The organism is Flavobacterium sasangense DSM 21067 (genome assembly GCF_000686885.1).
GTDB classification, from domain to species: Bacteria; Bacteroidota; Bacteroidia; order Flavobacteriales; family Flavobacteriaceae; genus Flavobacterium; species Flavobacterium sasangense.
On record NZ_JMLU01000009.1, the window covers coordinates 14,028 to 40,207 of the forward strand.

40 protein-coding genes are annotated in these 26,180 nt (G+C 34.1%); 3 read left to right on the top strand and 37 right to left on the bottom strand.

Annotation, left to right across the window (positions count from 1 at the left end; all coding sequences use genetic code 11):
* Positions 1 to 11: 11 nt before the first annotated feature.
* From eno to rpsL, 34 genes are all read right to left on the bottom strand, one after another.
* On the bottom strand, positions 12 to 1,307 hold the full coding sequence (eno, locus tag BP92_RS0108200; protein WP_026725620.1) for a phosphopyruvate hydratase: 1,296 nt from the start codon (positions 1,305 to 1,307) through the stop codon (positions 12 to 14).
* Between the two features lie 100 nt (positions 1,308 to 1,407).
* Entirely contained in the window at positions 1,408 to 2,517 is a 1,110-nt protein-coding gene (carA, locus tag BP92_RS0108205; RefSeq protein WP_026725621.1) for a glutamine-hydrolyzing carbamoyl-phosphate synthase small subunit, read from the bottom strand.
* Between the two features lie 133 nt (positions 2,518 to 2,650).
* Positions 2,651 to 3,133 (bottom strand): 50S ribosomal protein L17, encoded by a 483-nt coding sequence (gene rplQ, locus BP92_RS0108210; protein ID WP_026725622.1) that lies wholly within the window; start codon positions 3,131 to 3,133, stop codon positions 2,651 to 2,653.
* A 60-nt stretch (positions 3,134 to 3,193) separates the two neighbouring features.
* Positions 3,194 to 4,186: a DNA-directed RNA polymerase subunit alpha gene (locus BP92_RS0108215; RefSeq protein ID WP_026725623.1), complete on the bottom strand. Its 993-nt coding sequence runs from the start codon at positions 4,184 to 4,186 to the stop codon at positions 3,194 to 3,196.
* Positions 4,187 to 4,207: 21 nt separating this feature from the next.
* The gene (rpsD, locus tag BP92_RS0108220; protein ID WP_026725624.1) at positions 4,208 to 4,813 is read right to left on the bottom strand and encodes a 30S ribosomal protein S4; all 606 of its coding nucleotides are present in this window, start codon (positions 4,811 to 4,813) and stop codon (positions 4,208 to 4,210) included.
* Between the two features lie 83 nt (positions 4,814 to 4,896).
* Complete coding sequence (gene rpsK / locus BP92_RS0108225) at positions 4,897 to 5,280, bottom strand: 30S ribosomal protein S11 (protein WP_008254446.1); 384 nt, start codon at positions 5,278 to 5,280, stop codon at positions 4,897 to 4,899.
* Between the two features lie 11 nt (positions 5,281 to 5,291).
* Positions 5,292 to 5,666, bottom strand: a complete 375-nt coding sequence (gene rpsM / locus BP92_RS0108230; protein WP_026725625.1) for a 30S ribosomal protein S13 — start codon at positions 5,664 to 5,666, stop codon at positions 5,292 to 5,294.
* A 2-nt stretch (positions 5,667 to 5,668) separates the two neighbouring features.
* Positions 5,669 to 5,785, bottom strand: a complete 117-nt coding sequence (gene ykgO / locus BP92_RS16910; RefSeq protein WP_002987490.1) for a type B 50S ribosomal protein L36 — start codon at positions 5,783 to 5,785, stop codon at positions 5,669 to 5,671.
* A gap of 10 nt (positions 5,786 to 5,795) precedes the next feature.
* Positions 5,796 to 6,011 (bottom strand): translation initiation factor IF-1, encoded by a 216-nt coding sequence (gene infA, locus BP92_RS0108235; protein WP_026725626.1) that lies wholly within the window; start codon positions 6,009 to 6,011, stop codon positions 5,796 to 5,798.
* A gap of 5 nt (positions 6,012 to 6,016) precedes the next feature.
* Entirely contained in the window at positions 6,017 to 7,360 is a 1,344-nt protein-coding gene (gene secY / locus BP92_RS0108240; RefSeq protein WP_026725627.1) for a preprotein translocase subunit SecY, read from the bottom strand.
* 12 nt (positions 7,361 to 7,372) lie between these two features.
* Positions 7,373 to 7,825: a 50S ribosomal protein L15 gene (gene rplO / locus BP92_RS0108245; RefSeq protein WP_026725628.1), complete on the bottom strand. Its 453-nt coding sequence runs from the start codon at positions 7,823 to 7,825 to the stop codon at positions 7,373 to 7,375.
* 12 nt (positions 7,826 to 7,837) lie between these two features.
* Positions 7,838 to 8,020: a 50S ribosomal protein L30 gene (rpmD, locus tag BP92_RS0108250; RefSeq protein ID WP_026725629.1), complete on the bottom strand. Its 183-nt coding sequence runs from the start codon at positions 8,018 to 8,020 to the stop codon at positions 7,838 to 7,840.
* Between the two features lie 13 nt (positions 8,021 to 8,033).
* Positions 8,034 to 8,558: a 30S ribosomal protein S5 gene (gene rpsE / locus BP92_RS0108255; RefSeq protein ID WP_035693159.1), complete on the bottom strand. Its 525-nt coding sequence runs from the start codon at positions 8,556 to 8,558 to the stop codon at positions 8,034 to 8,036.
* Positions 8,559 to 8,564: 6 nt separating this feature from the next.
* Complete coding sequence (rplR, locus tag BP92_RS0108260) at positions 8,565 to 8,915, bottom strand: 50S ribosomal protein L18 (RefSeq protein WP_026725631.1); 351 nt, start codon at positions 8,913 to 8,915, stop codon at positions 8,565 to 8,567.
* 11 nt (positions 8,916 to 8,926) lie between these two features.
* A complete protein-coding gene (rplF, locus tag BP92_RS0108265; RefSeq protein ID WP_026725632.1) occupies positions 8,927 to 9,469 on the bottom strand; it encodes a 50S ribosomal protein L6 in 543 nt (180 codons plus the stop codon).
* Between the two features lie 15 nt (positions 9,470 to 9,484).
* On the bottom strand, positions 9,485 to 9,883 hold the full coding sequence (gene rpsH, locus BP92_RS0108270; RefSeq protein ID WP_026725633.1) for a 30S ribosomal protein S8: 399 nt from the start codon (positions 9,881 to 9,883) through the stop codon (positions 9,485 to 9,487).
* A gap of 105 nt (positions 9,884 to 9,988) precedes the next feature.
* Entirely contained in the window at positions 9,989 to 10,258 is a 270-nt protein-coding gene (gene rpsN, locus BP92_RS0108275; RefSeq protein WP_014387709.1) for a 30S ribosomal protein S14, read from the bottom strand.
* A gap of 3 nt (positions 10,259 to 10,261) precedes the next feature.
* Entirely contained in the window at positions 10,262 to 10,813 is a 552-nt protein-coding gene (rplE, locus tag BP92_RS0108280) for a 50S ribosomal protein L5 (RefSeq protein ID WP_026725634.1), read from the bottom strand.
* Between the two features lie 2 nt (positions 10,814 to 10,815).
* Positions 10,816 to 11,130, bottom strand: a complete 315-nt coding sequence (gene rplX, locus BP92_RS0108285) for a 50S ribosomal protein L24 (RefSeq protein WP_026725635.1) — start codon at positions 11,128 to 11,130, stop codon at positions 10,816 to 10,818.
* A gap of 11 nt (positions 11,131 to 11,141) precedes the next feature.
* Entirely contained in the window at positions 11,142 to 11,510 is a 369-nt protein-coding gene (gene rplN / locus BP92_RS0108290) for a 50S ribosomal protein L14 (RefSeq protein WP_007803649.1), read from the bottom strand.
* A gap of 2 nt (positions 11,511 to 11,512) precedes the next feature.
* On the bottom strand, positions 11,513 to 11,770 hold the full coding sequence (gene rpsQ / locus BP92_RS0108295; protein ID WP_026725636.1) for a 30S ribosomal protein S17: 258 nt from the start codon (positions 11,768 to 11,770) through the stop codon (positions 11,513 to 11,515).
* A gap of 18 nt (positions 11,771 to 11,788) precedes the next feature.
* Positions 11,789 to 11,980 carry a 50S ribosomal protein L29 gene (gene rpmC / locus BP92_RS0108300; protein ID WP_026725637.1) on the bottom strand — a complete coding sequence of 64 codons (192 nt, stop codon included), beginning with the start codon at positions 11,978 to 11,980 and terminating at the stop codon, positions 11,789 to 11,791.
* 12 nt (positions 11,981 to 11,992) lie between these two features.
* Positions 11,993 to 12,412, bottom strand: coding sequence for a 50S ribosomal protein L16 (gene rplP, locus BP92_RS0108305; RefSeq protein WP_008254483.1), 420 nt, complete (start codon positions 12,410 to 12,412; stop codon positions 11,993 to 11,995).
* 19 nt (positions 12,413 to 12,431) lie between these two features.
* Entirely contained in the window at positions 12,432 to 13,163 is a 732-nt protein-coding gene (rpsC, locus tag BP92_RS0108310; protein WP_026725638.1) for a 30S ribosomal protein S3, read from the bottom strand.
* Positions 13,164 to 13,171: 8 nt separating this feature from the next.
* Positions 13,172 to 13,582, bottom strand: coding sequence for a 50S ribosomal protein L22 (rplV, locus tag BP92_RS0108315; RefSeq protein WP_026725639.1), 411 nt, complete (start codon positions 13,580 to 13,582; stop codon positions 13,172 to 13,174).
* Positions 13,583 to 13,588: 6 nt separating this feature from the next.
* On the bottom strand, positions 13,589 to 13,867 hold the full coding sequence (gene rpsS / locus BP92_RS0108320; protein ID WP_008254487.1) for a 30S ribosomal protein S19: 279 nt from the start codon (positions 13,865 to 13,867) through the stop codon (positions 13,589 to 13,591).
* Between the two features lie 10 nt (positions 13,868 to 13,877).
* The gene (gene rplB, locus BP92_RS0108325) at positions 13,878 to 14,702 is read right to left on the bottom strand and encodes a 50S ribosomal protein L2 (protein ID WP_026725640.1); all 825 of its coding nucleotides are present in this window, start codon (positions 14,700 to 14,702) and stop codon (positions 13,878 to 13,880) included.
* A gap of 6 nt (positions 14,703 to 14,708) precedes the next feature.
* Positions 14,709 to 14,999 carry a 50S ribosomal protein L23 gene (rplW, locus tag BP92_RS0108330; protein ID WP_026725641.1) on the bottom strand — a complete coding sequence of 97 codons (291 nt, stop codon included), beginning with the start codon at positions 14,997 to 14,999 and terminating at the stop codon, positions 14,709 to 14,711.
* 7 nt (positions 15,000 to 15,006) lie between these two features.
* The gene (gene rplD / locus BP92_RS0108335; RefSeq protein ID WP_026725642.1) at positions 15,007 to 15,636 is read right to left on the bottom strand and encodes a 50S ribosomal protein L4; all 630 of its coding nucleotides are present in this window, start codon (positions 15,634 to 15,636) and stop codon (positions 15,007 to 15,009) included.
* Entirely contained in the window at positions 15,636 to 16,253 is a 618-nt protein-coding gene (gene rplC / locus BP92_RS0108340) for a 50S ribosomal protein L3 (RefSeq protein ID WP_026725643.1), read from the bottom strand. The genes rplD and rplC overlap by 1 nt, the downstream gene beginning before the upstream one ends.
* A gap of 237 nt (positions 16,254 to 16,490) precedes the next feature.
* On the bottom strand, positions 16,491 to 16,796 hold the full coding sequence (gene rpsJ / locus BP92_RS0108345) for a 30S ribosomal protein S10 (protein WP_009779180.1): 306 nt from the start codon (positions 16,794 to 16,796) through the stop codon (positions 16,491 to 16,493).
* A gap of 11 nt (positions 16,797 to 16,807) precedes the next feature.
* Positions 16,808 to 18,964 carry an elongation factor G gene (fusA, locus tag BP92_RS0108350; RefSeq protein ID WP_026725644.1) on the bottom strand — a complete coding sequence of 719 codons (2,157 nt, stop codon included), beginning with the start codon at positions 18,962 to 18,964 and terminating at the stop codon, positions 16,808 to 16,810.
* Between the two features lie 11 nt (positions 18,965 to 18,975).
* Complete coding sequence (gene rpsG, locus BP92_RS0108355; protein ID WP_026725645.1) at positions 18,976 to 19,452, bottom strand: 30S ribosomal protein S7; 477 nt, start codon at positions 19,450 to 19,452, stop codon at positions 18,976 to 18,978.
* 25 nt (positions 19,453 to 19,477) lie between these two features.
* Complete coding sequence (gene rpsL / locus BP92_RS0108360) at positions 19,478 to 19,885, bottom strand: 30S ribosomal protein S12 (RefSeq protein ID WP_026725646.1); 408 nt, start codon at positions 19,883 to 19,885, stop codon at positions 19,478 to 19,480.
* A gap of 306 nt (positions 19,886 to 20,191) precedes the next feature.
* Between rpsL and BP92_RS0108365 the strand changes: the two genes are divergently transcribed.
* Positions 20,192 to 21,805 (top strand): BamA/TamA family outer membrane protein, encoded by a 1,614-nt coding sequence (locus tag BP92_RS0108365; protein ID WP_245598370.1) that lies wholly within the window; start codon positions 20,192 to 20,194, stop codon positions 21,803 to 21,805.
* A gap of 53 nt (positions 21,806 to 21,858) precedes the next feature.
* Positions 21,859 to 22,593 (top strand): 23S rRNA (guanosine(2251)-2'-O)-methyltransferase RlmB, encoded by a 735-nt coding sequence (gene rlmB / locus BP92_RS0108370; protein ID WP_026725648.1) that lies wholly within the window; start codon positions 21,859 to 21,861, stop codon positions 22,591 to 22,593.
* A gap of 55 nt (positions 22,594 to 22,648) precedes the next feature.
* Here the strand turns inward: rlmB and BP92_RS0108375 are convergent, their stop codons facing one another.
* Complete coding sequence (locus BP92_RS0108375; protein ID WP_026725649.1) at positions 22,649 to 23,401, bottom strand: rhomboid family intramembrane serine protease; 753 nt, start codon at positions 23,399 to 23,401, stop codon at positions 22,649 to 22,651.
* A gap of 72 nt (positions 23,402 to 23,473) precedes the next feature.
* On the opposite strand from BP92_RS0108375, the gene BP92_RS0108380 reads away from it, so the two are divergent.
* Complete coding sequence (locus BP92_RS0108380; RefSeq protein ID WP_026725650.1) at positions 23,474 to 24,751, top strand: replication-associated recombination protein A; 1,278 nt, start codon at positions 23,474 to 23,476, stop codon at positions 24,749 to 24,751.
* Here BP92_RS0108380 and BP92_RS0108385 read toward each other — a convergent pair whose 3' ends face one another.
* Together BP92_RS0108385 and BP92_RS0108390 are read right to left on the bottom strand one after the other, a co-directional pair.
* Positions 24,752 to 25,465 (bottom strand): hypothetical protein, encoded by a 714-nt coding sequence (locus BP92_RS0108385; RefSeq protein ID WP_026725651.1) that lies wholly within the window; start codon positions 25,463 to 25,465, stop codon positions 24,752 to 24,754.
* Between the two features lie 2 nt (positions 25,466 to 25,467).
* A complete protein-coding gene (locus BP92_RS0108390) occupies positions 25,468 to 26,160 on the bottom strand; it encodes a YjjG family noncanonical pyrimidine nucleotidase (protein WP_026725652.1) in 693 nt (230 codons plus the stop codon).
* Positions 26,161 to 26,180: the final 20 nt, after the last annotated feature.

A 26,180-nucleotide genomic window follows, 5' to 3' on the forward strand; every position in this document is an offset into this window, starting at 1 on the left:
TCTAAAAGTAATTATTTTTTTACTTTAAAAGCATTTACGCCAGGAAAATAAGCTACATCTGCTAATTCTTCTTCAATGCGTAATAATTGATTGTATTTTGCCATACGATCTGAACGAGAAGCCGAACCTGTTTTGATTTGTCCACAGTTTAAAGCAACTGCTAAATCAGCAATCGTGTTATCTTCTGTTTCTCCAGAACGGTGCGACATTACAGAAGTATATCCAGCATTATGCGCCATATTTACAGCTGCAATTGTTTCCGTTAAAGTACCAATTTGGTTTACTTTAATCAAAATTGAATTTGCGATGGATTGACTAATTCCGCGAGATAATCTTTCTACGTTTGTTACGAATAAATCGTCTCCAACTAATTGTACTTTATCTCCGATTTTTTCAGTTAACAATTTCCAACCTTCCCAATCGTCTTCGTACATTCCGTCTTCGATGGAAATAATTGGATATTTTTCAGTCAATTCTGCTAAGTAAGAAGCTTGTTCTTCAGAAGTTCTGATTTTTCCAGTTTCACCTTCAAATTTCGTGTAATCGTATTTTCCGTTAACATAAAATTCTGAAGCTGCACAGTCTAAAGCAATCATTACATCATCACCAAAAGTATAACCTGCATTGGTAACCGCTAATTTGATAGAATCTAAAGCGTCTTCAGTTCCTCCAGCTAAATTTGGAGCAAATCCACCTTCATCACCTACTGCTGTAGATAAATTTCTATTGTGTAATACTTTTTTCAAGTTGTGGAAAATTTCAGTTCCCATTTGCATTGCATGAGTAAAATCTTTTGCCTTAACTGGCATAATCATGAATTCTTGAAACGCAATTGGAGCATCAGAATGCGAACCACCATTGATGATGTTCATCATTGGAACTGGTAACGTATTCGCAGAAACACCACCGACGTAACGATATAAAGGCATTCCTAATTCGTTAGCTGCCGCTTTTGCAACTGCCAAAGACACACCTAAGATTGCATTAGCCCCTAAGTTTGATTTATTTGCAGTTCCGTCTAATTCAATCATCATTTTGTCGATTAAATTTTGTTCGAAAACCGACATTCCTACAATCGCTTCAGCAATTTTTGTATTTACATTTTCAGCTGCTTTTAAAACACCTTTTCCCATGAAAGCTTTACCGCCATCACGAAGCTCTACTGCTTCATGTTCTCCAGTAGAAGCACCACTTGGCACAGCAGCTCTTCCTAAAATTCCGTTATCTGTAACTACATCAACTTCGATTGTTGGATTTCCACGCGAATCTAAAATTTGTCTTGCGTGAACTTTGATAATTATACTCATTTTATATTTTTTTAAGTTACTATCTTGTGAATAATAACAAATTTATAATTTAAACTATAATGATATTGAAAAACTCAAAAAACTTATAAACGATAACGTTTTAGTTAGCTGCAGTTTTTATATTTTCGATAAATTGGTCGAATAAATAACTTGAATCGTGTGGTCCAGGACTTGCTTCTGGATGATATTGCACTGAAAAACAGTTTTTCGATTTCATTCGCATCCCAGCTACAGTTCCGTCATTCAAATGTTCGTGAGTTAATTCGAAATCTGGATGCTTGTCTAATTCTTCTCTAACGATAGCAAAACCGTGATTTTGAGAAGTAATTTCACCTTTTCCTGTAATCACATTTTTAACAGGATGATTAATTCCGCGGTGACCATTGAACATTTTATAAGTTGAAATCCCATTAGCCAAACCAATGATTTGATGTCCTAAACAGATTCCAAATAATGGTTTATTTTCGTTTAAAATTTGTTTCGCTACTTCTTGAGCGGTTTCTAAAGGTTCTGGATCACCAGGTCCGTTTGATAAGAAATAACCGTCTGGATTGAATGCTTTCAAATCTTCAAATGAAGCGTTGTATGGGAAAACTTTGATATAGCAATCTCTCTTCGCTAAATTTCTAAGGATATTCGTTTTGATTCCTAAATCTAAAGCCGAAATTTTATATTTTGCTGTTTCTTCACCAAAGAAATACGGCTCTTTAGTAGAAACTTTTGAAGCCAATTCCAAACCATTCATATCCGGAACTTGAGCTAATCTTTCTTTTAATTCTTCTATTGGAGTTCCATCGGTACAAATGACCGCATTCATAGCTCCGTTATCTCTGATATAACTTACCAAAGCTCTTGTATCTACATCCGAAATTACGATAAGATTTTGTTTACTTAAATAGTCAAACAAACTTTCAGTTGCATCTACGCGTGAATAATTAAAGCTGAAGTTTTTACAAACTAATCCTGAAATCTTTACTGAATCTGATTCCACTTCTTTATCGTTTACACCATAATTCCCAATGTGAGCATTGGTAGTAACCATGATTTGCCCGAAGTAAGAAGGATCTGTAAAAATTTCTTGATAACCTGTTGTTCCCGTATTAAAAGCGACTTCACCAAAAGTAACACCTTCAATTCCGATTGATTTTCCGTGAAAAATAGTACCGTCTTTAAGAAGTAAAACGGCCTTAGAACGATTGTTGTATTTCATTGTGTTGTGTTGTTGTGGTTGCAAATTTAGTTATAAAAGTTGTTTTTTTCAACTGTTTGAATCGTAAAACCAAAAAAAAAGGATAAACTTAAAAAAGTCTATCCTTATTATTTTTACATGAATGGTATCATGATTATTCTGTAGCTTCAGTGTTTTCAGAAGTTTCAGCTGCTGGAGCTTCAGGAGTACCTTCTGCTTTTTTAGCTTTTCCACGACGAGTCGTTTTCTTAACTTCTTTTTTACCACCATTGTACAAGGTGTTGAAATCTACTAATTCGATCATTGCCATATCAGCGTTATCTCCTAAACGGTTTCCTAACTTGATGATACGAGTGTATCCTCCTGGACGGTCACCTACTTTAGCAGCAACTTCTCTGAAAAGTTCTGTAACTGCATATTTGTTTCTTAAGTAAGAAAAACAAATACGACGGTTGTGAGTAGTATCTTCTTTTGATTTTGTAACTAATGGTTCAACAAATTGTTTTAAAGCTTTTGCTTTAGCAACAGTAGTGTTGATACGTTTATGTTCGATTAAAGAACAAGCCATGTTAGCTAACATAGCAGCTCTATGTCCTTTTTGTCTACTTAAATGATTGAATTTTTTTCCGTGTCTCATGACGTCTATTATTTATCTTCATCTTGCATCAATCCTTTCGGAGCGCAAAATATGAAGCAATTATTCTTTATCTAACTTGTATTTAGTTAAATCCATTCCGAAAGTTAGGTTTTTATTAGCCACTAACTCATCTAATTCAGTTAATGATTTTTTACCAAAATTACGGAACTTCATTAAGTCGTTCTTGTTGAAAGATACTAAATCACCTAATGTATCAACTTCAGCCGCTTTTAAACAATTTAATGCTCTAACAGATAAGTCCATATCAACTAATTTAGTTTTCAATAACTGTCTCATGTGAAGAGATTCTTCGTCATAAGACTCAGTTTGAGCAATTTCATCTGCCTCAAGAGTAATTCTTTCATCAGAGAACAACATAAAGTGGTGGATTAACGTCTTAGCTGCTTCAGTTAATGCATCTTTAGGATGGATAGAACCATCTGTAATGATTTCAAAAACTAATTTTTCGTAGTCTGTTTTTTGTTCCACACGGAAATTCTCAATAGCATATTTTACGTTCTTTACTGGAGTGTAAATAGAATCTGTAAAAATAGTTCCTATAGGAGCATTTGATTTTTTGTTCTCTTCAGCAGGAACATAACCTCTACCTTTTTCGATAGAAAGTTCCATATTGATAGATGTTTTACTGTCTAAATTACAGATAACTAAATCTGGATTTAAAACTTGAAAACCAGAGATGAATTTTTGAAAATCACCTGCAGTAATCTTGTCTTTCCCCGAAAGAGAGATAGAAACAGACTCATTATCAATATCTTCAATTTGACGTTTGAAACGTACTTGTTTAAGATTTAAAATAATTTCTGTAACATCTTCAACAACACCAGAAATTGTAGAGAACTCATGTTCTACACCTTCAATTCTTACTGATGTAATTGCATATCCTTCAAGAGAAGAAAGCAAAACTCTTCTAAGTGCATTACCAACAGTCAATCCGTAACCAGGTTCCAAAGGTCTAAATTCAAATTTACCTTCGAAATCCGTAGAATCGATCATGATAACTTTATCGGGCTTTTGAAAATTAAATATTGCCATATGTTCGACTAATGTCAATTATTATTTGTTATACAACTCAACGATTAGTTGTTCTTTAATATTTTCTGGAATTTGAAGTCTTTGAGGTACAGAAACGAAAGTACCTTCTTTAGTATCATTATTCCAAGTAATCCACTCATAAACTTGAGAAGACGCAGCTAAAGAACGGTCAATAGCTTCAAGAGATTTTGATTTTTCACGTACAGCAACTTTATCACCCGCTTTTAAGTGGTAAGAAGGTACATTAACCACTTCACCATTTACAGTGATGTGTCTGTGAGATACAATTTGACGAGCTGCTCTACGAGATGGAGCGATACCCATTCTGTAAACTACGTTATCTAAACGAGCTTCACATAATTGTAATAAGATTTCACCTGTTACTCCAGAAGCAGCAGATGCTTTTTTGAATAAGTTTCTGAACTGTTTTTCTAAAATACCGTAAGTATATTTAGCTTTTTGCTTTTCCATTAACTGAACAGCATACTCAGATTTTTTACCTCTCTTTTTAGCTAAACCATGTTGCCCTGGAGGGTAATTTCTTTTTTCGAAGGCTTTATCATCTCCGAAGATTGCTTCGCCAAATTTACGAGCAATTTTTGTTTTTGGACCAGTATATCTTGCCATTTTAAAAAATTAAAAAAGGTAGGAATTATGAATTCAGGTCTATATCCTTCGATAATTTTAAACCTACCCGTGTTATACTTAAATTATACTCTTCTTCTTTTCGGAGGACGACATCCGTTGTGAGGCATTGGAGTTACATCAATGATTTCTGTAACTTCAACTCCTGAGTTATGGATTGATCTAATAGCAGATTCTCTACCATTTCCTGGACCTTTCACATAAACTTTCACTTTTTTAAGTCCAGCTTCAAGAGCTACTTTACTACAATCTTCTGCTGCCATTTGAGCTGCATAAGGAGTATTCTTTTTAGAACCTCTAAAGCCCATTTTACCAGCTGAAGACCAAGAAATAACTTCACCTTTCTTGTTTGTTAACGAGATGATGATGTTGTTAAAAGTAGCATTAATATGTGCTTCTCCCGAAGATTCAACGATAACTTTACGTTTTTTTGCTGTTGCTTTAGCCATATTATTACTTATTATTTAGTTGCTTTTTTCTTGTTAGCAACAGTTTTTCTCTTACCTTTTCTAGTTCTAGAGTTGTTTTTAGTTCTTTGACCTCTTAATGGAAGTCCAGCTCTATGACGAATACCTCTTTGACATCCGATATCCATTAAACGTTTGATGTTTAATTGAACTTCTGAACGCAATTCTCCTTCAATTTTGAAATAAGATACCGCTTCACGAATTGCTCCGATCTCGTCATCATTCCAATCTTGAACTTTCTTGTCTTCGCTCACTTGAGCTTTAGCTAAAATATCTTTAGCTCTGCTTCTACCAATACCAAATATGTATGTTAAAGCAATGATTCCTCTTTTTTGTTTAGGTATATCTACCCCTGCAATTCTTGCCATAATTATCCTTGTCTTTGTTTAAATCTAGGATTCTTTTTGTTAATAACGTATAATCTTCCTTTTCTACGTACAATAATGCACTCGGCACTTCTCTTTTTAACTGATGCTCTTACTTTCATTTTAATAGCTTTAGTATCTATAGGTAATTCTTGCTTTAGACAAATCGTAAGGGCTCATTTCAAGTTTAACCTTGTCACCTGGTAACAACTTAATGTAATGCATACGCATTTTACCAGAGATATGAGCAATTACAACGTGTCCGTTTTCTAATTCTACACGAAACATAGCATTTGATAATGCTTCAATAATTGTTCCGTCTTGTTCTATTGCTGATTGCTTTGCCATAAAAATTAAGCTACTGCTTTTCTATTTTTACCACTTTTCATCAAACCATCATAGTGTTTATTCAATAAATAAGAATTTATTTGCTGAATAGTATCTATTGCAACTCCAACCATGATTAGTAAAGAAGTACCTCCATAAAAATAACCCCAAGCACCTTGTACTCCAAGTAAACTTACCGCAACAGCTGGGAACACAGCTACTAAAGCAAGAAATAACGAACCTGGAAAAGTAATTAAAGACATAATTTTATCTAGGTAATCTCCAGTTTCAACACCTGGTTTAACACCCGGAATGAAACCTCCACTTCTTTTTAAATCATCAGCCATCTTGTTAGTTGGTACTGTAATTGCGGTGTAAAAGTACGTAAAAATTACGATTAACAAAGCAAAAACAACATTATATACTAAACCGAATGGATCGTTGAACATTCCTGCAATAGAAAGTGCAGTATCTGATTCTTTTGCCAAACCAGAAACAGCAGCAGGAATAAACATAATAGCTTGAGCAAAAATGATCGGCATAACACCTGATGCATTTAGTTTTAATGGGATAAACTGTCTGTTACCACCCATCATGTCTTCTTCAAAATCCCCAGAAACTGTACGTCTAGCATACTGTACTGGAATTTTTCTTACAGCCATTACTAATAAAATACACGCAATTATTACTAAGAACCAAAGTATTAATTCGATTACAATCATCATAACACCTCCATTTGCTTGAGAAGTTCTAGATGAAAACTCTTGAATAAATGCTTGTGGCATTCTTGCAATAATACCTACCATTATCAATAAAGAGATACCGTTACCAATACCTTTATCAGTAATTTTTTCTCCTAACCACATTGCAAAAATAGTTCCAGTTACTAAGATAAGAACTGAAGAGAAAATGAATGTAGGACCAGTTAACATAAATGCTTCACCTGGTAAAGTTCTGTACAAGTTATAGATATAACCAGGACCTTGAACTAAAGTAATTAAGATCGTCAACCATCTTGTAATTTGGTTAATTTTCTTTCTACCACTTTCACCGTCTTTTTGTAATTTTTGTAAATATGGCACCGCAATTCCCATTAATTGAACTACGATAGAAGCTGATATATAAGGCATGATACCCAATGCAAATACAGAAGCTTGCGAAAACGCACCTCCTGTAAATACATTAATTAACCATCCGATACCTTCATCAGTTTGGTTTGTAAGATTTGTCAATTTAGTAGCATCAATCCCCGGAAGGGTAACTTGCGCACCAAAACGGTACACTAATAATAATCCAAGAGTTAATAAAATACGATTTTTTAACTCTTCGATTTTCCAAACGTTGATGAATGAATCTATAAATTTCTTCATTTTACTAAAGGATTATAAAGTTACAGCTTCCCCACCAGCAGCCTCGATAGCCGCTTTTGCAGATGCAGTAAATTTGTGAGCACTTACTTTAAGTTTTGTTTTTAGCTCACCTCTTCCTAAAATCTTTACTAAGCTATTTTTTGTAGCTAAACGAGTATCTACAAATACAGTAAAATCTACTGTATCAGTTACTACACCGTTATCTACTAATAATTGTAACGAATCAAGATTAATACCTTGATATTCTACTCTATTGATGTTCTTGAAACCAAACTTAGGAACACGTCTTTGAAGTGGCATTTGACCACCTTCAAAACCAATTTTCTTAGAATAACCAGAACGAGACTTAGCTCCTTTGTGACCACGTGCAGCGGTACCACCTTTACCAGAACCTTCTCCTCTACCTACTCTTTTATTTTGGTTGTGAACTGAACCTTCAGCTGGTTGTAAGTTACTTAAATTCATAACTGTATAGTGTTATTTAGTTTCTTCAACAGAAACTAAGTGTTTAACTTTATTTACCATTCCAAGGATAGCAGGATTTGCATCATGCTCAACAACTTGTCCCATTTTACGAAGACCTAAAGCTTCCAAAGTTCTCTTTTGATCAAGAGGACAATTGATTTTACTTCTTACTTGTTTTACTATTAATTTTGCCATGATTTCCTGTTAATTAACCTTTGAATACTTTTTCTAAAGATACTCCTCTTTGTTTAGCTACAGTAGCAGCACTTCTCATTTGTAATAAAGCATCAAAAGTTGCTTTTACCACATTGTGAGGGTTAGATGAACCTTGTGATTTAGATAATACATCGTGAACACCAACAGACTCCAATACCGCACGTACAGCACCACCAGCAATAACTCCAGTACCGTGTGAAGCTGGCATTAAGAATACTCTAGCACCACCAAATTTACCTTTTTGCTCATGAGGAACAGATTGTCCTTGTAAAGGAATTCTAACTAAGTTTTTCTTAGCATCTTCCACCGCTTTAGCGATTGCTTCAGAAACATCTTTAGATTTTCCTAATCCATGACCCACTACTCCGTTTTCATCACCAACTACTACGATAGCAGAGAAACCAAATGCTCTACCTCCTTTAGTAACTTTAGTAACACGATTTACACTCACCAAACGATCTTTTAATTCAAGACCTCCTGGTTTTACAATCTCTACGTTTTTATAATTATGATACATAATTTCTTAGAATTTAAGTCCAGCTTCTCTAGCTCCTTCAGCTAATGATTTCACACGTCCATGGTATAAATACCCACCTCTATCAAAAGAGATTGTTGAAATACCTGCTTTAAGTGCTTTTTCAGCAACTAATTTACCAACTGCTTTTGCAGTTTCAACAGCAGTTCCTTGAGCAACTTCTTTATCTCTCGATGAAGCAGCAACTAAAGTTGTACCGTTTACGTCATCTATGATTTGCGCATAGATTTCTTTATTACTTCTGAATACAGAAAGTCTTGGTTGAGCAGCAGTTCCGCTTACAATCTTTCTGATTCTGAACTTAATTCTTTGTCTTCTTTCAGATTTCGTTAATGACATAGTCTTAATTTTTAAGCTGATTTACCTGCTTTTCTTCTTAGTTCTTCTCCTACAAACTTAACTCCTTTTCCTTTATATGGCTCAGGTTTGCGGAAACCTCTGATCTTCGCAGCTACTTGACCTAATAATTGTTTGTCGAATGATGATAATTTCACTATCGGATTTTTACCTTTTTCTGATACTGTTTCAACAGTAACTTCTTTTACAACTTCTAAAACGATGTTATGAGAGAATCCTAAAGCTAAATCAAGTTTTTGACCTTGATTAGAAGCTCTATATCCAACTCCAACTAATTCTAATTCTTTTGTAAAACCTTCAGAAACACCAACAATCATATTGTTGATTAATGAACGATAAAGTCCGTGTTTCGCTCTCTCATCTTTGTGATCTGATGAACGCTCAACGATAACTTGGTTATCTTCGATTTTAACGGTTACATCAGAAAATTCTTGAGTAAGCTCGCCTAATTTTCCTTTTACTGTAACTACAGCATCTTTAACTTCTACAGTTACTCCTGCTGGAATTGCAATTGGATTTTTACCTATTCTTGACATTGTCTCGTCTTTTTATTAATATACGTAACAAATTACCTCTCCACCAACATTTAATTGCTTAGCTTGTTTTCCTGTCATCAATCCTTTTGATGTAGAAACAATAGCAATACCTAAACCATTTAAGATTCTTGGTAAGTCTGATGAACCAGCATATTTACGTAAACCTGGTTTACTAATTCTTTGGATATCTTTGATTACAGACTCTTTCGTGTCTTTATCATATTTAAGTGCAATTTTGATTGTACCTTGAACAGTAGAATCATCAAATTTGTAACTTAAGATATATCCTTGATCGAATAAAATCTTTGTGATTTCTTTCTTCATATTAGAAGCAGGAATTTCAACCACTTTGTGGTTGGCTCTTACTGCATTTCTAACACGCGTTAGATAATCGGCAATTGGATCTGTATACATATGTATAGATTTGCGGTTATGGTTTTCAATCCGCCCTCAGCGGATTGAACCTTTAACCAATTAAACTTATTTTTTGGATTGCAAAAGTAATAACTTTTTTTGGAATTACCAAGATGCTTTTTTAACACCTGGAATTAATCCTTGATTTGCCATTTCACGGAATGTTACACGAGAAATACCAAACTGACGCATATACCCTCTTGGTCTACCTGTTAATTTACAACGATTGTGCACTCTAACTGGACAAGAATTTTTTGGTAATTTTTGTAAACCTTCGAAATCACCAGCTTCTTTTAAAGCTTTTCTTTTCTCAGCATACTTTTCTACTAATGCAATTCTTTTCACCTCACGGGCTTTCATTGATTCTTTAGCCATGTCTTAATTCTTTTTAAAAGGTAATCCTAATTCCGCTAATAATGCTTTTGCTTCTTTATCTGTTTCAGCAGAAGTTACAAAAGTAATATCAAAACCAGCAATTTTATTTACTTTATCAATATCAATTTCTGGGAAAATGATTTGTTCTAACACTCCTAAATTGTAGTTACCTCTACCATCAAATCCAGTTGATTTGATTCCGCTGAAGTCTCTTACACGTGGTAAAGATGAAGTAATCAATCTATCTAAGAATTCATACATTCTTTCTCCACGTAACGTTACTTTAGCACCAATTGGCATACCTTTTCTTAATTTGAAAGACGCAACGTCTTTTTTAGAAATAGTAGCAACTGCTTTTTGCCCAGTAATTTTTGTTAATTCTTCAACAGCGTAATCTACTAATTTTTTATCAGATACAGCTGCACCAACTCCACGGCTTACAACAATTTTTTCAAGTTTAGGAACTTGCATTACATTTTTGTAACCGAACTCTTCTGTAAGAGCAGCAATAACTCTACTCTTATATTCTTCTTTTAGTCTAGGAATATATGCCATAACTATAGTACTTGATTAGATTTTTTTGAAAATCTCACTTTCTTGTCTCCTTCTTGTTTGAAACCAACTTTAGTCACTTCTTTTGACTTAGGATCAATTAAAGACAAGTTAGACACATGAATAGGAGCTTCTTTCTTAACGATTCCTCCTTGAGGGTTTTTAGCACTTGGTTTTGTATGTTTCGAAACCATGTTAACTCCTTCAACAACCGCTTTGTTTTTCTCACGAAGAACTCTAAGAACTTTACCTTCAGAACCTTTGTGGTCTCCAGCAATAACTCTTACGATATCTCCTGATTTAATTTTTAGCTTTATCATTTGTATAAGAATTAAAGCACTTCAGGTGCTAATGATACAATTTTCATGAATTGTTTTTCACGAAGTTCTCTGGCAACCGGCCCAAAAACACGAGTTCCTCTCATTTCTCCTGCAGCGTTTAACAATACACATGCGTTATCGTCAAAACGGATGTAAGATCCATCAGCTCTTCTCACTTCTTTTTTGGTACGTACAACTACTGCAGTTGATACTGCTCCTTTTTTAACGTTTCCGTTTGGAGTTGCATCTTTAATTGAAACTACAATTTTGTCACCAACAGAGGCATAACGACGTTTCGTTCCTCCTAAAACACGGATCGTAAGAACTTCTTTCGCTCCTGTGTTATCTGCTACTTTTAATCTTGACTCTTGTTGTACCATAATTACTTCGCTCTTTCAATGATTTCAACTAATCTCCAACATTTAGATTTACTTAATGGACGTGTCTCCATAATTCTTACAGTATCTCCAATGTTACAATCGTTTGTTTCGTCGTGTGCAACATATTTCTTAGTTTTCAACACGAACTTACCGTATAATGGGTGTTTCACTTTTGTAGTTTGTGACACAACAATAGATTTCTCCATTTTGTTTGAAGTCACCACACCAATTCTCTCTTTTCTTAAATTTCTTTTTTCCATCTTTCAGCTAGTGTACAATTATTGTAACTCTCTTTTAGTTAACTCTGTATGTAATCTCGCAACTGATCTTCTTAAACTTCTTAATTGAAGTGGATTTTGGATAGGCGAAATTGCGTGAGCATTTTTTAGGTCGGTATACGTTTTCTTTAACTGACTAAGTTGTTCTTGTAACTCAGCTGCAGATAGATTTTTAATTTCTGATTGTTTCATAATAAATTTTGATTATGCTTCGAAATCTCTAGCAACGATAAACTTAGTTTTAACAGGAAGTTTTTGAGCTGCTAAGCGTAATGCTTCTTTTGCAACTGATAGAGGCACTCCTCCAACTTCAAACATAATTTTACCAGGTTTAACAACTGCAGCCCAATATTCAACTGCACCTTTACCTTTACCCATACGTACTTCTAATGGTTTCTTTGTAATAGGCTTATCTGGAAATATTTTGATCCATAATTGACCTTCTCTTTTCATGAAACGTGTTGCTGCGATACGAGCTGCTTCAATTTGACGAGAAGTAATAAATGAAGAATCTAAAGATTTAATACCAAACATTCCATTTGAAAGTTCGTGTCCTCTTTGAGAAACGCCTTTCATTCTACCTTTCTGTACCTTACGGTATTTTGTTCTTTTAGGCTGTAACATTTTTCTTTAGTTTAAATAATTACTTTCTTTTGCGTGCGTTTGGTTTACCATCTCTCTTAGGAGCAGAAGATCCTGAAGGTTTAGACTTTTGTTTGTCCATTCCTACTAACGGAGAAAGATCTCTTTTTCCATAAACCTCACCTTTCATTATCCATACTTTGATACCCATTCTACCGTAAGTAGTATGTGCTTCAGCTAATGAATAATCAATATCAGCTCTGAAAGTTGACAAAGGAATTCTACCTTCTTTGAAGTTTTCTGAACGTGCCATTTCAGCACCATTCAAACGACCAGAAATTTGAACTTTGATACCTTCTGCGTTCATACGCATAGCAGCAGCAATAGCCATTTTAATTGCACGTCTATAAGAAATTCTACTTTCAATTTGACGAGCGATACTTGTACCTACTAAGTAAGCGTCAAGTTCAGGTCTTTTAATTTCAAAGATGTTGATTTGAACTTCTTTGTCAGTAATTTTCTTAAGTTCTTCTTTTAACTTGTCTACCTCTTGACCACCTTTACCGATAATGATACCAGGTCTAGCAGTAGTGATAGTAACGGTTACAAGTTTTAAAGTTCTCTCGATAATTATTTTTGATACACTTGCTTTAGATAAACGAGCATGGATATACTTTCTGATTTTGTAATCTTCAGCGATTTTATCACCGTAGTCATTTCCACCATACCAGTTTGAGTCCCATCCTCTGATGATACCAAGTCTATTTCCTATTGGATTTGTCTTTTGTCCCATACTGTTTATTAATTGCTTTGTGTGTTATTATTTGTTCCTAACACGATTGTTACGTGATTAGAACGTTTTCTAATTCTGTGTGCACGACCTTGTGGAGCTGGACGAAGTCTTTTCAACATCATACCACCATCTACTGTAATCGTTTTTACAAATAAGCCTGCTTCTTCTAAATTAGCATCTTCGTTTTTCTGTACATAATTATTTATGGCAGATAATAACAATTTCTCTAATTTTCTTGAAGCTTCTTTTTGACTAAATCTTAAAATATTAAGAGCTAGTTCAACTTTCTGACCTCTTACTAAATCTGCGACTAAACGCATTTTTCTAGGTGAAGTTGGACAGTTATTTAATTTAGCAAATGCAACAGACTTGTTAGCCTCTTTTCTTGCATCCGCAACTTCTCTTTTACGAACTCCCATTGCTTCTTATTTTTTACCTTTATTTTTAGCCCCAGCATGACCTCTAAAAGATCTTGTTGGTGAAAACTCTCCTAATTTGTGTCCTACCATGTTCTCAGTTACATAAACTGGAACAAATTGACGACCATTGTGAACTGCGATAGTCTGCCCAACGAAATCAGGAGTAATCATTGATGCTCTAGACCAAGTCTTAACAACACCTTTATTACCACCTGCAATATTTTCTTGAACTTTCTTCTCTAATTTAAAGTGAACGAATGGTCCTTTTTTTAATGAACGTGCCATGTCTATCTAATTATTTCTTTCTACGTTCTACAATATACTTATTACTCGGGTTAACTTTAGAACGAGTTCTATAACCTTTAGCAGGTAAACCTTTTCTTGAACGTGGGTGACCTCCAGATGAACGTCCTTCACCACCTCCCATTGGGTGATCAACTGGATTCATAGCTACCGGTCTTGTTCTTGGTCTTCTACCTAACCATCTTGATCTACCAGCTTTACCTGATACGATTAATTGGTGGTCTGAGTTAGAAACAGCTCCAATTGTAGCCATACAAGTTAACAAGATCAATCTTGTTTCTCCAGAAGGCATTTTAATTGTTGCATATTTTCCATCTCTTGCCATTAACTGAGCGAAAGTTCCTGCTGAACGAGCGATTACAGCTCCTTGACCTGGTCTTAATTCGATACACGAAATAACAGTTCCTAGAGGAATTTTACTTAAAGGCATTGCATTTCCAATTTCTGGAGATGCTTCTTCACCTGAAACTACAGTTTGTCCAACTTGTAATCCATTTTGCGCAATGATGTAAGTTTTAGCTCCATCTGCATAATACAATAATGAAATAAATGCTGAACGATTTGGATCATACTCGATTGTTTTAACTGTTGCTGGAATCCCAACTTTAGCTCTTTTAAAATCAATAATACGATACTTTTGTTTGTGACCACCGCCTGTATAACGCATGGTCATTTTTCCTTGACTATTTCTACCTCCAGAGTTTTTTTTCGGTGCGATCAAAGAACGCTCCGGCTTATCAGTTGTAATAGTGTCAAAGCTATTAACAACTCTAAATCGCTGACCCGGGGTAATAGGTTTTAATTTTCTAACTGACATTTTCTATTAGATATTAGTATAAAAATCTATTGTTTCTCCCTCTTGTACTTGAACAACTGCTTTTTTGTAAGCATTTGTTTTACCACTGATTAAACCACTTTTGGTATATTTAACACTTCTATCAGCTCTATAGTTCATTGTATTAACTGCTACTACATTCACTCCAAAAGCAGCTTCAACAGCATTTTTGATTTGAATTTTATTTGCATTTTTAGCAACTACAAAACCAAAACGGTTAAAAACTTCACCATCTTTAGTTATTTTTTCAGTTATAATAGGCTTAATTATGATGCTCATAATCTTATTATTTACTTAAATTAGCTTCAATTCCGTCTACTGCACCCTCTAAAAGAACTAAACTTTTTGCATTTAAAATTGCATAAGTACTTAATTCTGAAGTAGTTACAACGCTAGACGCTTTTAAATTGCGTGACGACAAATATACATTTTTATTTGTATCGCCCAACACAAATAAAGATTTTTTATTCTCTAACCCTAAAGCTTTCAATACGTTAATGAAATTTTTAGTGTTTGGTGTTTCAAATGTAAAATCTTCAACTACTACTAAATTTGACTCATTTACTTTTAAAGACAAAGCTGATTTACGAGCTAATCTTTTTAAGTTTTTATTCAATTTGAATGAGTAGCTTCTTGGTCTTGGCCCAAAAACTGTACCTCCACCTTTAAACAAAGGATTTTTAGCAGATCCTGCACGCGCAGTACCTGTACCTTTTTGTTTTTTAATTTTACGAGTACTTCCTGCAACCTCAGCTCTTTCTTTAGCTTTGTGAGTACCTTGTCTTTGATTAGCCAAATATTGCTTTACATCTAAGTAAACAGCATGTTTATTAGGCTCAATTGCGAAAACTGAATCAGAAAGTTGAACTTTTCTTCCAGTTTCTTTTCCGTTGATATCTAAAACTTTTACTTCCATTACTTCTGAATGATTACATAAGAGTTTTTGTGACCAGGAACACAACCTTTTATTACTAAAAGATTTTTCTCACCTACCACTTTTAAAACTCTAAGGTTTTGTACTGTTACATTTTCTCCTCCAGTTCTTCCAGCCATACGCATTCCTTTGAATACTCTTGACGGATAAGACGAAGCTCCTACAGAACCTGGCGCTCTCAAACGGTTATGTTGACCATGCGTAGCTTGTCCAACACCACCAAAACCATGACGTTTTACAACCCCTTGGAATCCTTTACCTTTTGATACACCAACAACATCAACAAATTCACCTTCAGCGAATAAGTCAACAGCGATTACATCGCCCAATTTGTACTCCTCTTCAAAACCTTTGAATTCAACGACTTTTTTCTTTGCAGCTGTTCCCGCTTTCTTAAAGTGACCTAACTCAGCTTTAATTGAACGTTTTTCAGCTTTGTCATCGAAACCTAACTGAATAGCAGAATATCCGTCTACTTCATTGGTTCTGACTTGGGTAACAACGCATGGACCACACTCGATTACAGTACAAGGAATATTTTTCCCGTTCTCATCAAAGATGCTAGTCATGCCAATTTTTCTTCCGATTAACCCAGACATATTAAACTAATTATTAATTAAACTCTTATTTATAATACAAATAGTATTTGCACACTACTCATTTTGAGGGTGCAAATATATAAATTATTTTTTAATTATCGCAAAAATAAATAGTTAAGCAAAATTTACTTTAAAAAAGCTCTTTTTACTCACTAAAAATGATAAGAAAAAAACCGTAATGCTTTCACATTAACGGTTTTTTTTTATTTAATCATTGCTTTTTTGCAATGGTGTTTATCACACTTTAATTTCTACTTCAACTCCTGAAGGTAACTCTAATTTCATTAAAGCATCGATAGTTTTAGAAGAAGAACTGTAGATATCTAACAATCTCTTATAAGAACTTAATTCGAATTGCTCTCTTGATTTTTTGTTAACGTGTGGAGAACGTAATACAGTAAAAATCTTTTTGTGTGTTGGTAATGGAATTGGACCAGTTACCACAGCACCTGTACTTTTTACAGTCTTAACGATTTTCTCAGCAGATTTATCTACCAAGTTATGATCGTATGATTTTAATTTTATTCTGATTTTTTGACTCATTTTCTTAAAAATTAAGCGTTACCTTTTGCTTTTTTGATTACAGCTTCTGAAATGTTAGAAGGTGTTTCTTCATAGTGAGAAAACTCCATTGTAGATGTAGCTCTACCAGAAGACAATGTTCTTAATGTAGTAACATAACCAAACATTTCTGATAAAGGAACATTAGCTTTAATAGTTTTAGCACCATTTCTATCACCCATATCATTTACTTGACCTCTACGACGGTTCAAGTCACCTACGATATCACCCATGTTTTCTTCAGGAGTAATAACTTCAATTTTCATGATTGGCTCAAGAATAACAGCTCCTGCAGCTTTAGCCACTTCTTTATATCCCATTTTCGCAGCTAATTCGAAAGAAAGAGCATCAGAATCCACAGGGTGGAAAGATCCGTCTAATAAAGTTACTTTTAAACTATCTACCTGATAACCTGCTAAAGGACCAGTTTTCATAGCTTCACGGAAACCTTTTTCAACAGCTGGAATATATTCTTTTGGTACGTTACCACCTTTAACTTCATTAACAAACTGTAACCCCATAGGAGCTTTACCGTCTACTAAATCAGCAGGCTCTAAACGGAAAACGATATCACCAAATTTACCACGACCTCCAGATTGTTTTTTATAAACCTCTCTGTGTTGAGCAGACTTAGTGAACGCTTCTTTATATTCTACTTGTGGCTCACCTTGGTTAACCTCAACTTTGAACTCACGTTTCATACGATCTACAAGGATGTCTAAGTGTAACTCACCCATACCTGAAATAATCGTTTGACCTGAAGCCTCATCAGTTCTAACTGTAAACGTTGGATCTTCTTCAGCTAATTTAGCTAAAGCCATACCCATTTTATCAACGTCAGCTTTTGTTTTAGGCTCAATCGCGATACCAATTACAGGATCAGGGAATTTCATTGACTCAAGAATAATTGGGTGTTTTTCATCACACATGGTGTCTCCAGTCTTGATATCTTTAAATCCTACAGCAGCTCCAATATCTCCAGCCTCAATATATTCGATTGGATTTTGTTTGTTAGCGTGCATTTGGTAGATACGAGAAATTCTTTCTTTGTTTCCTGAACGTGTATTCAAGATGTAAGAACCAGCATCTAAACGACCTGAATAAGCACGGAAGAAAGCTAAACGACCAACGTAAGGGTCAGTAGCAATTTTAAATGCCAAAGCCGCGAAAGGCTCTTTTGTATCAGGGCGACGGATAATTTTCTTTTGATCTTCTTCTAATAAATCAGCATCATCAGGGTGAATTCCTTCGATACCTTCTTTATCTAATGGAGATGGTAAATACTTACAAACCGCATCTAACATGAATTGAACTCCTTTATTTTTGAAAGAAGAACCAGCAATCATAGGAATGATAGCCATGTCAATTGTAGCTGCACGTAAAGCATTGTTGATTTCTTCCTCAGTAATTGAGTTTTCATCTTCCATATACTTTTCTAATAAGTTTTCGTCGTAAGTAGCAATCTCTTCAATTAAAATTGAACGATACTCTTTTACTTCGTCAACCATATCAGCAGGAATGTCGATAATATCGAAAGTAGCACCTTGAGTTTCATCATGCCATACGATAGCCTGATTTTTAACTAAGTCAACTACTCCTTTGAAATCAGCTTCTTCACCAATTGGTAAAGTAATCGCTACTGCGTTTGATTTCAACATATCTTTTACTTGCTGACAAACTCCTAAGAAGTTAGAACCTTGACGGTCCATTTTATTTACGAATCCCATACGTGGAACTCTATATTGATCAGCTAATCTCCAGTTAGTTTCAGATTGAGGCTCAACACCATCAACCGCACTAAATAAGAACACTAAACCATCTAATACACGTAACGAACGGTTTACCTCTACTGTAAAGTCAACGTGACCAGGAGTATCGATAATGTTAAAGTGATACGATTTAGATTCTGGTAAAACTTTACCTTGGTTTGTTGGAAAATTCCACTCACAAGTTGTTGCAGCAGAAGTAATTGTAATACCTCTTTCTTGCTCTTGTGCCATCCAGTCCATTGTTGCAGCACCATCGTGTACTTCACCAATTTTGTGTGATTTCCCTGTATAGAATAAGATACGCTCAGTTGTTGTTGTTTTACCAGCATCAATGTGAGCAGCAATTCCAATATTTCTTGTATATTTTAAATCTCTAGCCATTTCTATACGAATTAAAATCTAAAGTGAGAGAATGCTTTATTAGCATCTGCCATTTTGTGAGTATCCATTCTTTTCTTAACAGCAGCACCTTCTTCTTTAGCCGCAGCTAAAATTTCAGAAGCTAATTTTCCTGCCATTGATTTTTCGTTTCTTCTTCTTGCATAAAGAATCATCCATTTGATAGCGTAAGAAATCTTTCTATCTGGACGAATTTGCATTGGAATTTGGAAAGTAGCTCCACCCACTCTACGTGAACGAACTTCTACGTGAGGCATAACATTAGTTAATGCATCTTTCCAAATCTCTAAAGCAGTTTTTTCTGCATCTTGCTTTTTAGTTTCAACGATTTCTAATGCATCATAGAAAACTTTAAAAGCTGTTGATTTTTTACCATCCCACATTAAGTTATTCACGAAACGTGTTACTAACTGATCGTTAAATTTCGGATCCGGTAAAAGGGGTCTTTTTTTGGCCGCTCTTTTTCTCATGTCTTTTCTTTAAAAGATTTTTAAATTACTTTTTCTTTCCAGTTGGTGCAGGTGCTTGTCCTGGTTTTGGACGTTTTGCTCCATACTTAGATCTACGTTGTGTTCTTCCTGCAACACCCGCAGTGTCTAATGCTCCACGTACGATGTGGTAACGTACACCTGGTAAATCTTTTACTCTTCCACCTCTAACTAATACTATCGAGTGCTCTTGTAGATTGTGACCTTCTCCAGGAATGTATGCATTCACCTCGTTACCGTTTGTTAAACGAACCCTAGCTACCTTTCTCATTGCTGAGTTTGGTTTTTTAGGAGTTGTTGTGTAAACACGAGTACACACACCTCTTCTTTGAGGACAAGAATCTAAAGCAGCCGATTTACTCTTCTTAGTTATTTGGGTTCTCCCTGTTCTTACTAATTGTTGAATTGTTGGCATAATTAAATACTAAAAATTTTTACTGTTTAAAATTCCCGCTTTTTACGGGGTTGCAAATGTAGGAATTATTTTTTACTTTCCAAATCATAATTTATTAATTTTCAATGCAATTGTAATTTTGTAGTATTTTGATTGGTATTGAGTTACAAAAAAGAAAGATCAAAATTCCGATGAATTGTTGCATTAGATTCTGAAACAAGTTCAGAATGACAAAGTAGATATAAAATTTATTTTACTTTTTTTCGTTTCTTTACCGCTATGAAATTACTCTTGGGTTTAATACTGTTTTTTTGTTTCCAATTTTCGTTGGGACAAAATTTCTATTTAAACATAAAAGGAGCTTCGGAAATTGAAAACAAAACCATTGATAGTTTACAATACGAAATCAAACACGCTTCGGTGGCTTCTATTTTAGAAGAACAAAAACGTTTTGAAAACAAGTTAACGAATCAAGGCTTTTTTGATTGGCAGTTATTGGAACAGAAAAAAGTAAACGATAGCAGTTTTGTTTTCAAATACAATTTGGGAAATTCGATAAAAAACAACACAATATATATAGGTAAACTTTCTGCCCAAGAAAAATCGCTGTTGCAATTAGAAAGTGATTCGTTAATTATTGCCACGAATGAAGTGGAGAATTTTATGAAAAGTAAAATCGCTTTATTGGAAAAGAAAGGTTATTCATTAGCGAATTTGCAATTGATTAATCAGCAAAAAAATGAAAATAGTTTGTTTTCTGAATTGCTACTAAAACTCAATGCTAAAAGAAATATTACCGATTTAGTCATTGTAGGTTATGATAAATTTCCAGCTGGGATTAAAAAAGCAATTACCAAGAAAGCCAAAAAAGCTACTTTCAACCAAGACAATTTAAAACAGATTAACGATACTTTTGACAAATTACAATTCGTTAATCAAATCAAATACCCAGAAATTTTATTCACCACCGATTCGACAAAGATTTTTGTCTATGTTGAAAAATCGAAACCTAACAAATTTGATGGTTTTATCGGATTTTCTAATGACGATAAAAGTAAATTAACTTTTAATGGCTATTTAGATTTGCAATTGCAAAACATTTTAAACACCGGAGAAAAATTCAATTTGTACTGGAAAAACGATGGCAACAAACAAACTTCATTTAACATCGGAACAGAATTGCCGTATATCTTCAAAAGTCCTATTGGAATTAAAGCCAATTTGAGAATTTTTAAACAAGATTCCACTTTTCAGAATACCATGACCGATTTGAATTTGGGTTACTATTTCGCTTACAACACGAAAGCTTTTGTAGGTTATCAAAAAACAACTTCTGTAGATATTCAGAATACGAATTCGTTTAGTTTGAATGATTTTACTAACACCTTTTTAACTTCAAGTTTTGAACATCTTGAATTGAATCCTGATAGTTTTATTTTTCCTGAAAGAGCAAAAATTCTAGTAAAATTTGGAACAGGAAATCGAACTATTGCATCTCAGAAAACGAGTCAGTTTTTTACGCAATTAGATATGAGTTACAATTTTAATCTAAATGCCAAAAACAGCATTTTTGTTCGAAATCAGACTTTTTATTTACAAAGTGATGATTATGTAATTAACGAATTGTTCCGATTTGGAGGAATTAATTCGATTAGAGGTTTTAACGAAAACAGCTTACAAGCGAATGCCTTTAGCGGAATCATAGCAGAATATCGTTATTTATTAGCTTCTAATTTATATTTACATTCCATAACTGATTTCGGTTATTTTCAAGACAAAACTTCTAAGATTGAAGACCGATTATTAGGTTTAGGATTCGGATTTGGATTATTTACCAAAAATGGTTTATTTAATTTGGTTTACGCTAATGGAAGCACGAGCGAGCAAGCCATAAAACTTTCGAATTCTATTGTGCATATTAGTTTTAAAACGAATTTCTAATTCACTAAATTAGAAACACTCCAAAAATCAAACTAAAATCCTATCTTTGCACCATGGAAAAAGACAACCAAATATTCGGGATTAGAGCAATAATTGAAGCAATTAACGCTAAAAAGGAAATTGATAAAGTGTTCGTTCAAAAAGATGCACAAGGTGATTTGATGCAAGATTTGATGAAAACGATGAAAAGAAACAACATCAACTTCTCTTACGTTCCTGTTGAAAAACTAAACCGATTAACTCCAAATAATCACCAAGGTGCGGTGGCAACCATTGCTCCTATTTCTTTTGTTTCGTTAGAAACTATGGTTGAAAATGTTATTGAAAGTGGTAAAAAACCTTTATTCCTAATTTTAGACCAATTGTCTGATGCGCGTAACTTTGGCGCTATCATTAGAACCGCAGAATGTACAGGTGTTGACGGAATTATTATCCAAAAACAAGGTTCAGCTCCTGTGAATGGTGATACGGTTAAAACTTCGGCTGGAGCTGTTTTTAATGTACCTATTTGTAAAGTTGACCACATAAAAGATGCTATTTTCTATTTACAAGGAAGCGGAATCAAAACCGTTGCTGCCACTGAAAAAACAGACCAACACATTTACGATATCAACTTCAACGAAGGTGTTGCCATTATTATGGGTAGCGAAGACAGAGGAGTAAATCCTTCTGTGTTGAAAATTGTAGATGAAAAAGCAAAATTACCAATGTTTGGAACTATCGAATCATTGAATGTTTCAGTGGCTTGTGGTGCATTTTTGTATGAGACGGTAAGACAGAGAATGTAGTAATCACACTTTTAAATATTTTTTACTAAAAGCTTCCAAAATAATGGAGGCTTTTTTACTTCTTCCCTCCCAAAAACTCATAAACCACTTTCATAGAAGAATTAAAATATTCTTTAATCACTTCTTCTGGTTTTGGTGGTGGATTGAAATTTCCTTTCTCGTCGAAGTTTTTCATAAATGGATCGAGTTCAGGATTGAAATCGGGTTTTTCCCATTCGTAGAAAATAGGTTTTGAAAATTGAGGTGTTTTTAAGATTAACGCTAAAGCTAAACCAACAATAAATCCTGCTAAATGACCTTCCCAAGAAATGCCTTCTTTTACATTCGGAAACATATACCAAACACTTCCACCATATAAAATTACGATGGTGAATGATAAAGCTACTAATCGATAATATTTAGTAAAAATACCTTTGAAGAAAATAAAACTCACCAAAGCATAAATTAATCCGCTGGCGCCAATATGATAACTTGGTCTTCCCAACAACCAAGTTCCCAATCCTGAAAACAGAATTCCTAAAAACAAAACCACGAACGATTGCTCTTTGTAGAAATACCTCAAAATAGGCAACAACACTAATAATGCAACGGAATTATTTGCCAAATGCTCAATATCGCCATGCAAAAATGGACTAAATAGAATTCCTTTTAATCCATACACTTCTCTTGGATAAATTCCAAAATGCGATAAATTATGTTGAAATTGTAATTCGTACCAAAAAACCAACCATAAAGTCAATACAAAAAATAACGGCAATAAAATGACCGCTTTTGTAAACTGAAAAGGATTATCGTGCTGTTTTTCCATATTGATTTGCATTCAAAGATAAAGCCAAAAATATTTCTATGCACATTTGTCATAAAATTGTAATTTTACGTCATGAATCAACCATTAGCCGAACGCATTCGCCCACAACAATTATCGGATTACATCAGCCAATTGCATTTAATTGGACCTGAGGGTTCTTTAACGCAACAAATTGCCAAAGGATTAATTCCAAGTTTGATTTTATGGGGACCACCCGGAACCGGAAAAACCACCTTGGCACAAATCATGGCACAAGAAAGCAAACGTCCGTTTTACCAACTTAGTGCTATACATTCAGGTGTGAAAGACATTCGTGAAGTAATCGAAAAAGCGAAACAAAGCAGTGGTTTATTCACCGCAAAAAATCCGATTTTATTTATTGATGAGATTCATCGTTTTTCAAAATCGCAACAAGATTCATTGTTGGCAGCGGTGGAAAAAGGCTGGGTAACTTTGATTGGAGCAACAACTGAAAATCCGAGTTTTGAGGTTATTCCCGCTTTATTGTCAAGATGTCAGGTTTATGTTTTGAATGCGTTTACCAAAGACGATTTAGAAGCCTTATTGCATCGTGCGATGAAAACCGATGTTCAGCTACAAAACAAAAATATCCAATTAGTAGAAACCGAAGCTTTATTGCGACTTTCGGGCGGCGATGGTAGAAAGTTATTGAATATTTTCGAATTGGTTATCAATGCAACCGAAAGCGATACCATTGAAATTACGAATGAAAAAGTAATACAATTGGTGCAAAAAAATACGGTGTTGTATGACAAAACAGGCGAACAACATTACGATATAGTTTCAGCTTTTATCAAATCAATTCGTGGAAGTGACCCAAATGGTGCGGTGTATTGGTTAGCTCGAATGATTGAAGGTGGAGAAGATGTAAAATTCATCGCCCGAAGAATGCTTATTTTAGCAAGTGAAGATATTGGAAATGCAAATCCAACCGCTTTAATTATGGCAAATAATACGTTTCAAGCCGTAACCACTATTGGTTATCCAGAAAGCCGAATTATTTTGAGTCAATGCGCAATTTATTTAGCAACTTCGGCAAAAAGTAATGCAAGTTACATGGCAATTGGAAAAGCGCAACAAATGGTAAAACAAACAGGAGATTTACCTGTTCCAATTCATTTACGAAATGCACCAACCAAATTAATGAAAGAATTGGGTTACGGTGAAGAATACAAATATTCACACGACTTCCCAAATAACTTTGCCGAGCAAGAATTTTTGCCAACCGAAATTTCAGAAACTAAATTTTTTGAACCAGGCGAAAATGCTCGCGAAAAAGAATTACGTCAGTTTTTGAAAAATCGATGGAAAGATAAGTATGGTTATTAATTAGAATTTTACTTCTACTTTTTCTGAATACACTTTACCTTCAAAATCATATTCAAAAAACCAACCTGTATTTTTCTTAATTAGAACTCCTTTAAAAATTTCCTTAGAAGCAATAAAAACATTGTCTAATGAAGTATTGTGTAGAATTATTACAATGTTATTGGTATGATTAATTAAATTATAACCTGTTTCAGTAGGAACTGCACGAAGCTGAGACACATCAATAATTGTATTAGTTTTTGAAACAGGAGTTGCTGCAACTATATTATCTATCAAAACAGTAGATTTAGCCGAAGTCCTTTTGATGTTTAATTGCCCTTTTAAATTAGTCAACGCATTTCTAAATGCTTCGGTATAGGCTTTTTGATATTCTTTTTCTCTACTTGTTCCAAGATCACTTAGCAGTATCGATTTGTTGTAACAATCTATTAATTCGATATTTATTCTAGTCAGGAATACATTATTATTTTCAATTGCATTAACAGTTAATGCCAAGCAACGATTCTCAGCTAATTCTTTTGGAAATTCATCGGTATCAAAATACACTTCAAAACCATTATTTTCAAAGAAAGCTTTAGTAGTCGTATTCAAATTATATTTATTTTCTTCCTTGAAAAAACTAAACTTTTTAGGTACAATAATATATTTGTAATTCTCTTGAGCAAAGGAAAACGTGTATATAAATAAAACGAATAACAAAACTACTTTCTTCATAACTATAAAATATTTTTTAATTCTAATAAATGTTTTACCTGAAAAACAGGACTTTCAACTTCGATATTTAGTTCATTAAAAAACACCGCTTCAATTCCTGCTTCTTGTGCTCCAATGATATCGGCTTCGTAACTATCGCCTATCATTAAGCTTTCTTCTTTTGAAGCGTTTGCCAAAGATAAGGCAAAATCAAATATGTTTCGATGTGGTTTTTTTACACCCGCCATTTCCGAATTGGTAATCGTTTCAAAATAATGATCAATTTTCGAATTCTTCATTTTTTTGGTTTGAACCGATGCGAATCCGTTGGTAATAATATGTAATTGATATTTTGGTTTTAGATAATCCAATAACTCAATAGCGCCATCAAAAAGATGATTGTATTCGGGTAAATATTTGATGTATTCTTCTGATAAATGATGAATCATTTCATCTGAAACTTCAAATTGTAAAGCATCAAAAACGTCTTTTAAACGATAATAACGTAAGTCGTCGTGCGAGATTTGATTTACTTGATACAATTTCCAATAATGTTGGTTTCTTGGAATGTAAATATTTAGAAAATCCGATAATTGAATATCAAAACCTTGCTGCTTGAAAATCGTATCAAACGCAAATCCTGAATTTTTATCAAAATCCCAAAGCGTGTGATCTAAATCGAAAAAGAGATGTTTTTTATGTTGGAATGAATGCAATGCTATGTGTTTGAATGATT

Excerpts from the sequence above, each read along its gene's own strand:
- eno (WP_026725620.1), bottom strand. The coding sequence starts at position 1,307 with ATGAGTATAATTATCAAAGTTCACGCAAGACAAATTTTAGATTCGCGT.
- carA (WP_026725621.1), bottom strand. The coding sequence starts at position 2,517 with ATGAAATACAACAATCGTTCTAAGGCCGTTTTACTTCTTAAAGACGGT.
- rplQ (WP_026725622.1), bottom strand. The coding sequence starts at position 3,133 with ATGAGACACGGAAAAAAATTCAATCATTTAAGTAGACAAAAAGGACAT.
- BP92_RS0108215 (WP_026725623.1), bottom strand. The coding sequence starts at position 4,186 with ATGGCAATATTTAATTTTCAAAAGCCCGATAAAGTTATCATGATCGAT.
- rpsD (WP_026725624.1), bottom strand. The coding sequence starts at position 4,813 with ATGGCAAGATATACTGGTCCAAAAACAAAAATTGCTCGTAAATTTGGC.
- rpsK (WP_008254446.1), bottom strand. The coding sequence starts at position 5,280 with ATGGCTAAAGCAACAGCAAAAAAACGTAAAGTTATCGTTGAATCTTCG.
- rpsM (WP_026725625.1), bottom strand. The coding sequence starts at position 5,666 with ATGGCAAGAATTGCAGGGGTAGATATACCTAAACAAAAAAGAGGAATC.
- ykgO (WP_002987490.1), bottom strand. The coding sequence starts at position 5,785 with ATGAAAGTAAGAGCATCAGTTAAAAAGAGAAGTGCCGAGTGCATTATT.
- infA (WP_026725626.1), bottom strand. The coding sequence starts at position 6,011 with ATGGCAAAGCAATCAGCAATAGAACAAGACGGAACAATTATTGAAGCA.
- secY (WP_026725627.1), bottom strand. The coding sequence starts at position 7,360 with ATGAAGAAATTTATAGATTCATTCATCAACGTTTGGAAAATCGAAGAG.
- rplO (WP_026725628.1), bottom strand. The coding sequence starts at position 7,825 with ATGAATTTAAGTAACTTACAACCAGCTGAAGGTTCAGTTCACAACCAA.
- rpmD (WP_026725629.1), bottom strand. The coding sequence starts at position 8,020 with ATGGCAAAATTAATAGTAAAACAAGTAAGAAGTAAAATCAATTGTCCT.
- rpsE (WP_035693159.1), bottom strand. The coding sequence starts at position 8,558 with ATGTATCATAATTATAAAAACGTAGAGATTGTAAAACCAGGAGGTCTT.
- rplR (WP_026725631.1), bottom strand. The coding sequence starts at position 8,915 with ATGTCATTAACGAAATCTGAAAGAAGACAAAGAATTAAGTTCAGAATC.
- rplF (WP_026725632.1), bottom strand. The coding sequence starts at position 9,469 with ATGTCAAGAATAGGTAAAAATCCAATTGCAATTCCAGCAGGAGTAACT.
- rpsH (WP_026725633.1), bottom strand. The coding sequence starts at position 9,883 with ATGTATACAGATCCAATTGCCGATTATCTAACGCGTGTTAGAAATGCA.
- rpsN (WP_014387709.1), bottom strand. The coding sequence starts at position 10,258 with ATGGCTAAAGAATCAATGAAAGCCCGTGAGGTGAAAAGAATTGCATTA.
- rplE (WP_026725634.1), bottom strand. The coding sequence starts at position 10,813 with ATGGCATATATTCCTAGACTAAAAGAAGAATATAAGAGTAGAGTTATT.
- rplX (WP_026725635.1), bottom strand. The coding sequence starts at position 11,130 with ATGATAAAGCTAAAAATTAAATCAGGAGATATCGTAAGAGTTATTGCT.
- rplN (WP_007803649.1), bottom strand. The coding sequence starts at position 11,510 with ATGGTACAACAAGAGTCAAGATTAAAAGTAGCAGATAACACAGGAGCG.
- rpsQ (WP_026725636.1), bottom strand. The coding sequence starts at position 11,770 with ATGGAAAAAAGAAATTTAAGAAAAGAGAGAATTGGTGTGGTGACTTCA.
- rpmC (WP_026725637.1), bottom strand. The coding sequence starts at position 11,980 with ATGAAACAATCAGAAATTAAAAATCTATCTGCAGCTGAGTTACAAGAA.
- rplP (WP_008254483.1), bottom strand. The coding sequence starts at position 12,412 with ATGTTACAGCCTAAAAGAACAAAATACCGTAAGGTACAGAAAGGTAGA.
- rpsC (WP_026725638.1), bottom strand. The coding sequence starts at position 13,163 with ATGGGACAAAAGACAAATCCAATAGGAAATAGACTTGGTATCATCAGA.
- rplV (WP_026725639.1), bottom strand. The coding sequence starts at position 13,582 with ATGGGAGTTCGTAAAAGAGAAGTTGCGGATGCAAGAAAAGAGGCTAAC.
- rpsS (WP_008254487.1), bottom strand. The coding sequence starts at position 13,867 with ATGGCACGTTCATTAAAAAAAGGACCATTCGTTCACTTTAAATTAGAG.
- rplB (WP_026725640.1), bottom strand. The coding sequence starts at position 14,702 with ATGTCAGTTAGAAAATTAAAACCTATTACCCCGGGTCAGCGATTTAGA.
- rplW (WP_026725641.1), bottom strand. The coding sequence starts at position 14,999 with ATGAGCATCATAATTAAGCCTATTATAACTGAAAAAATAACTAAAGAT.
- rplD (WP_026725642.1), bottom strand. The coding sequence starts at position 15,636 with ATGGAAGTAAAAGTTTTAGATATCAACGGAAAAGAAACTGGAAGAAAA.
- rplC (WP_026725643.1), bottom strand. The coding sequence starts at position 16,253 with ATGTCTGGGTTAATCGGAAGAAAAATTGGCATGACTAGCATCTTTGAT.
- rpsJ (WP_009779180.1), bottom strand. The coding sequence starts at position 16,796 with ATGAGTCAAAAAATCAGAATAAAATTAAAATCATACGATCATAACTTG.
- fusA (WP_026725644.1), bottom strand. The coding sequence starts at position 18,964 with ATGGCTAGAGATTTAAAATATACAAGAAATATTGGAATTGCTGCTCAC.
- rpsG (WP_026725645.1), bottom strand. The coding sequence starts at position 19,452 with ATGAGAAAAAGAGCGGCCAAAAAAAGACCCCTTTTACCGGATCCGAAA.
- rpsL (WP_026725646.1), bottom strand. The coding sequence starts at position 19,885 with ATGCCAACAATTCAACAATTAGTAAGAACAGGGAGAACCCAAATAACT.
- rlmB (WP_026725648.1), top strand. The coding sequence starts at position 21,859 with ATGGAAAAAGACAACCAAATATTCGGGATTAGAGCAATAATTGAAGCA.
- BP92_RS0108375 (WP_026725649.1), bottom strand. The coding sequence starts at position 23,401 with ATGGAAAAACAGCACGATAATCCTTTTCAGTTTACAAAAGCGGTCATT.
- BP92_RS0108380 (WP_026725650.1), top strand. The coding sequence starts at position 23,474 with ATGAATCAACCATTAGCCGAACGCATTCGCCCACAACAATTATCGGAT.
- BP92_RS0108385 (WP_026725651.1), bottom strand. The coding sequence starts at position 25,465 with ATGAAGAAAGTAGTTTTGTTATTCGTTTTATTTATATACACGTTTTCC.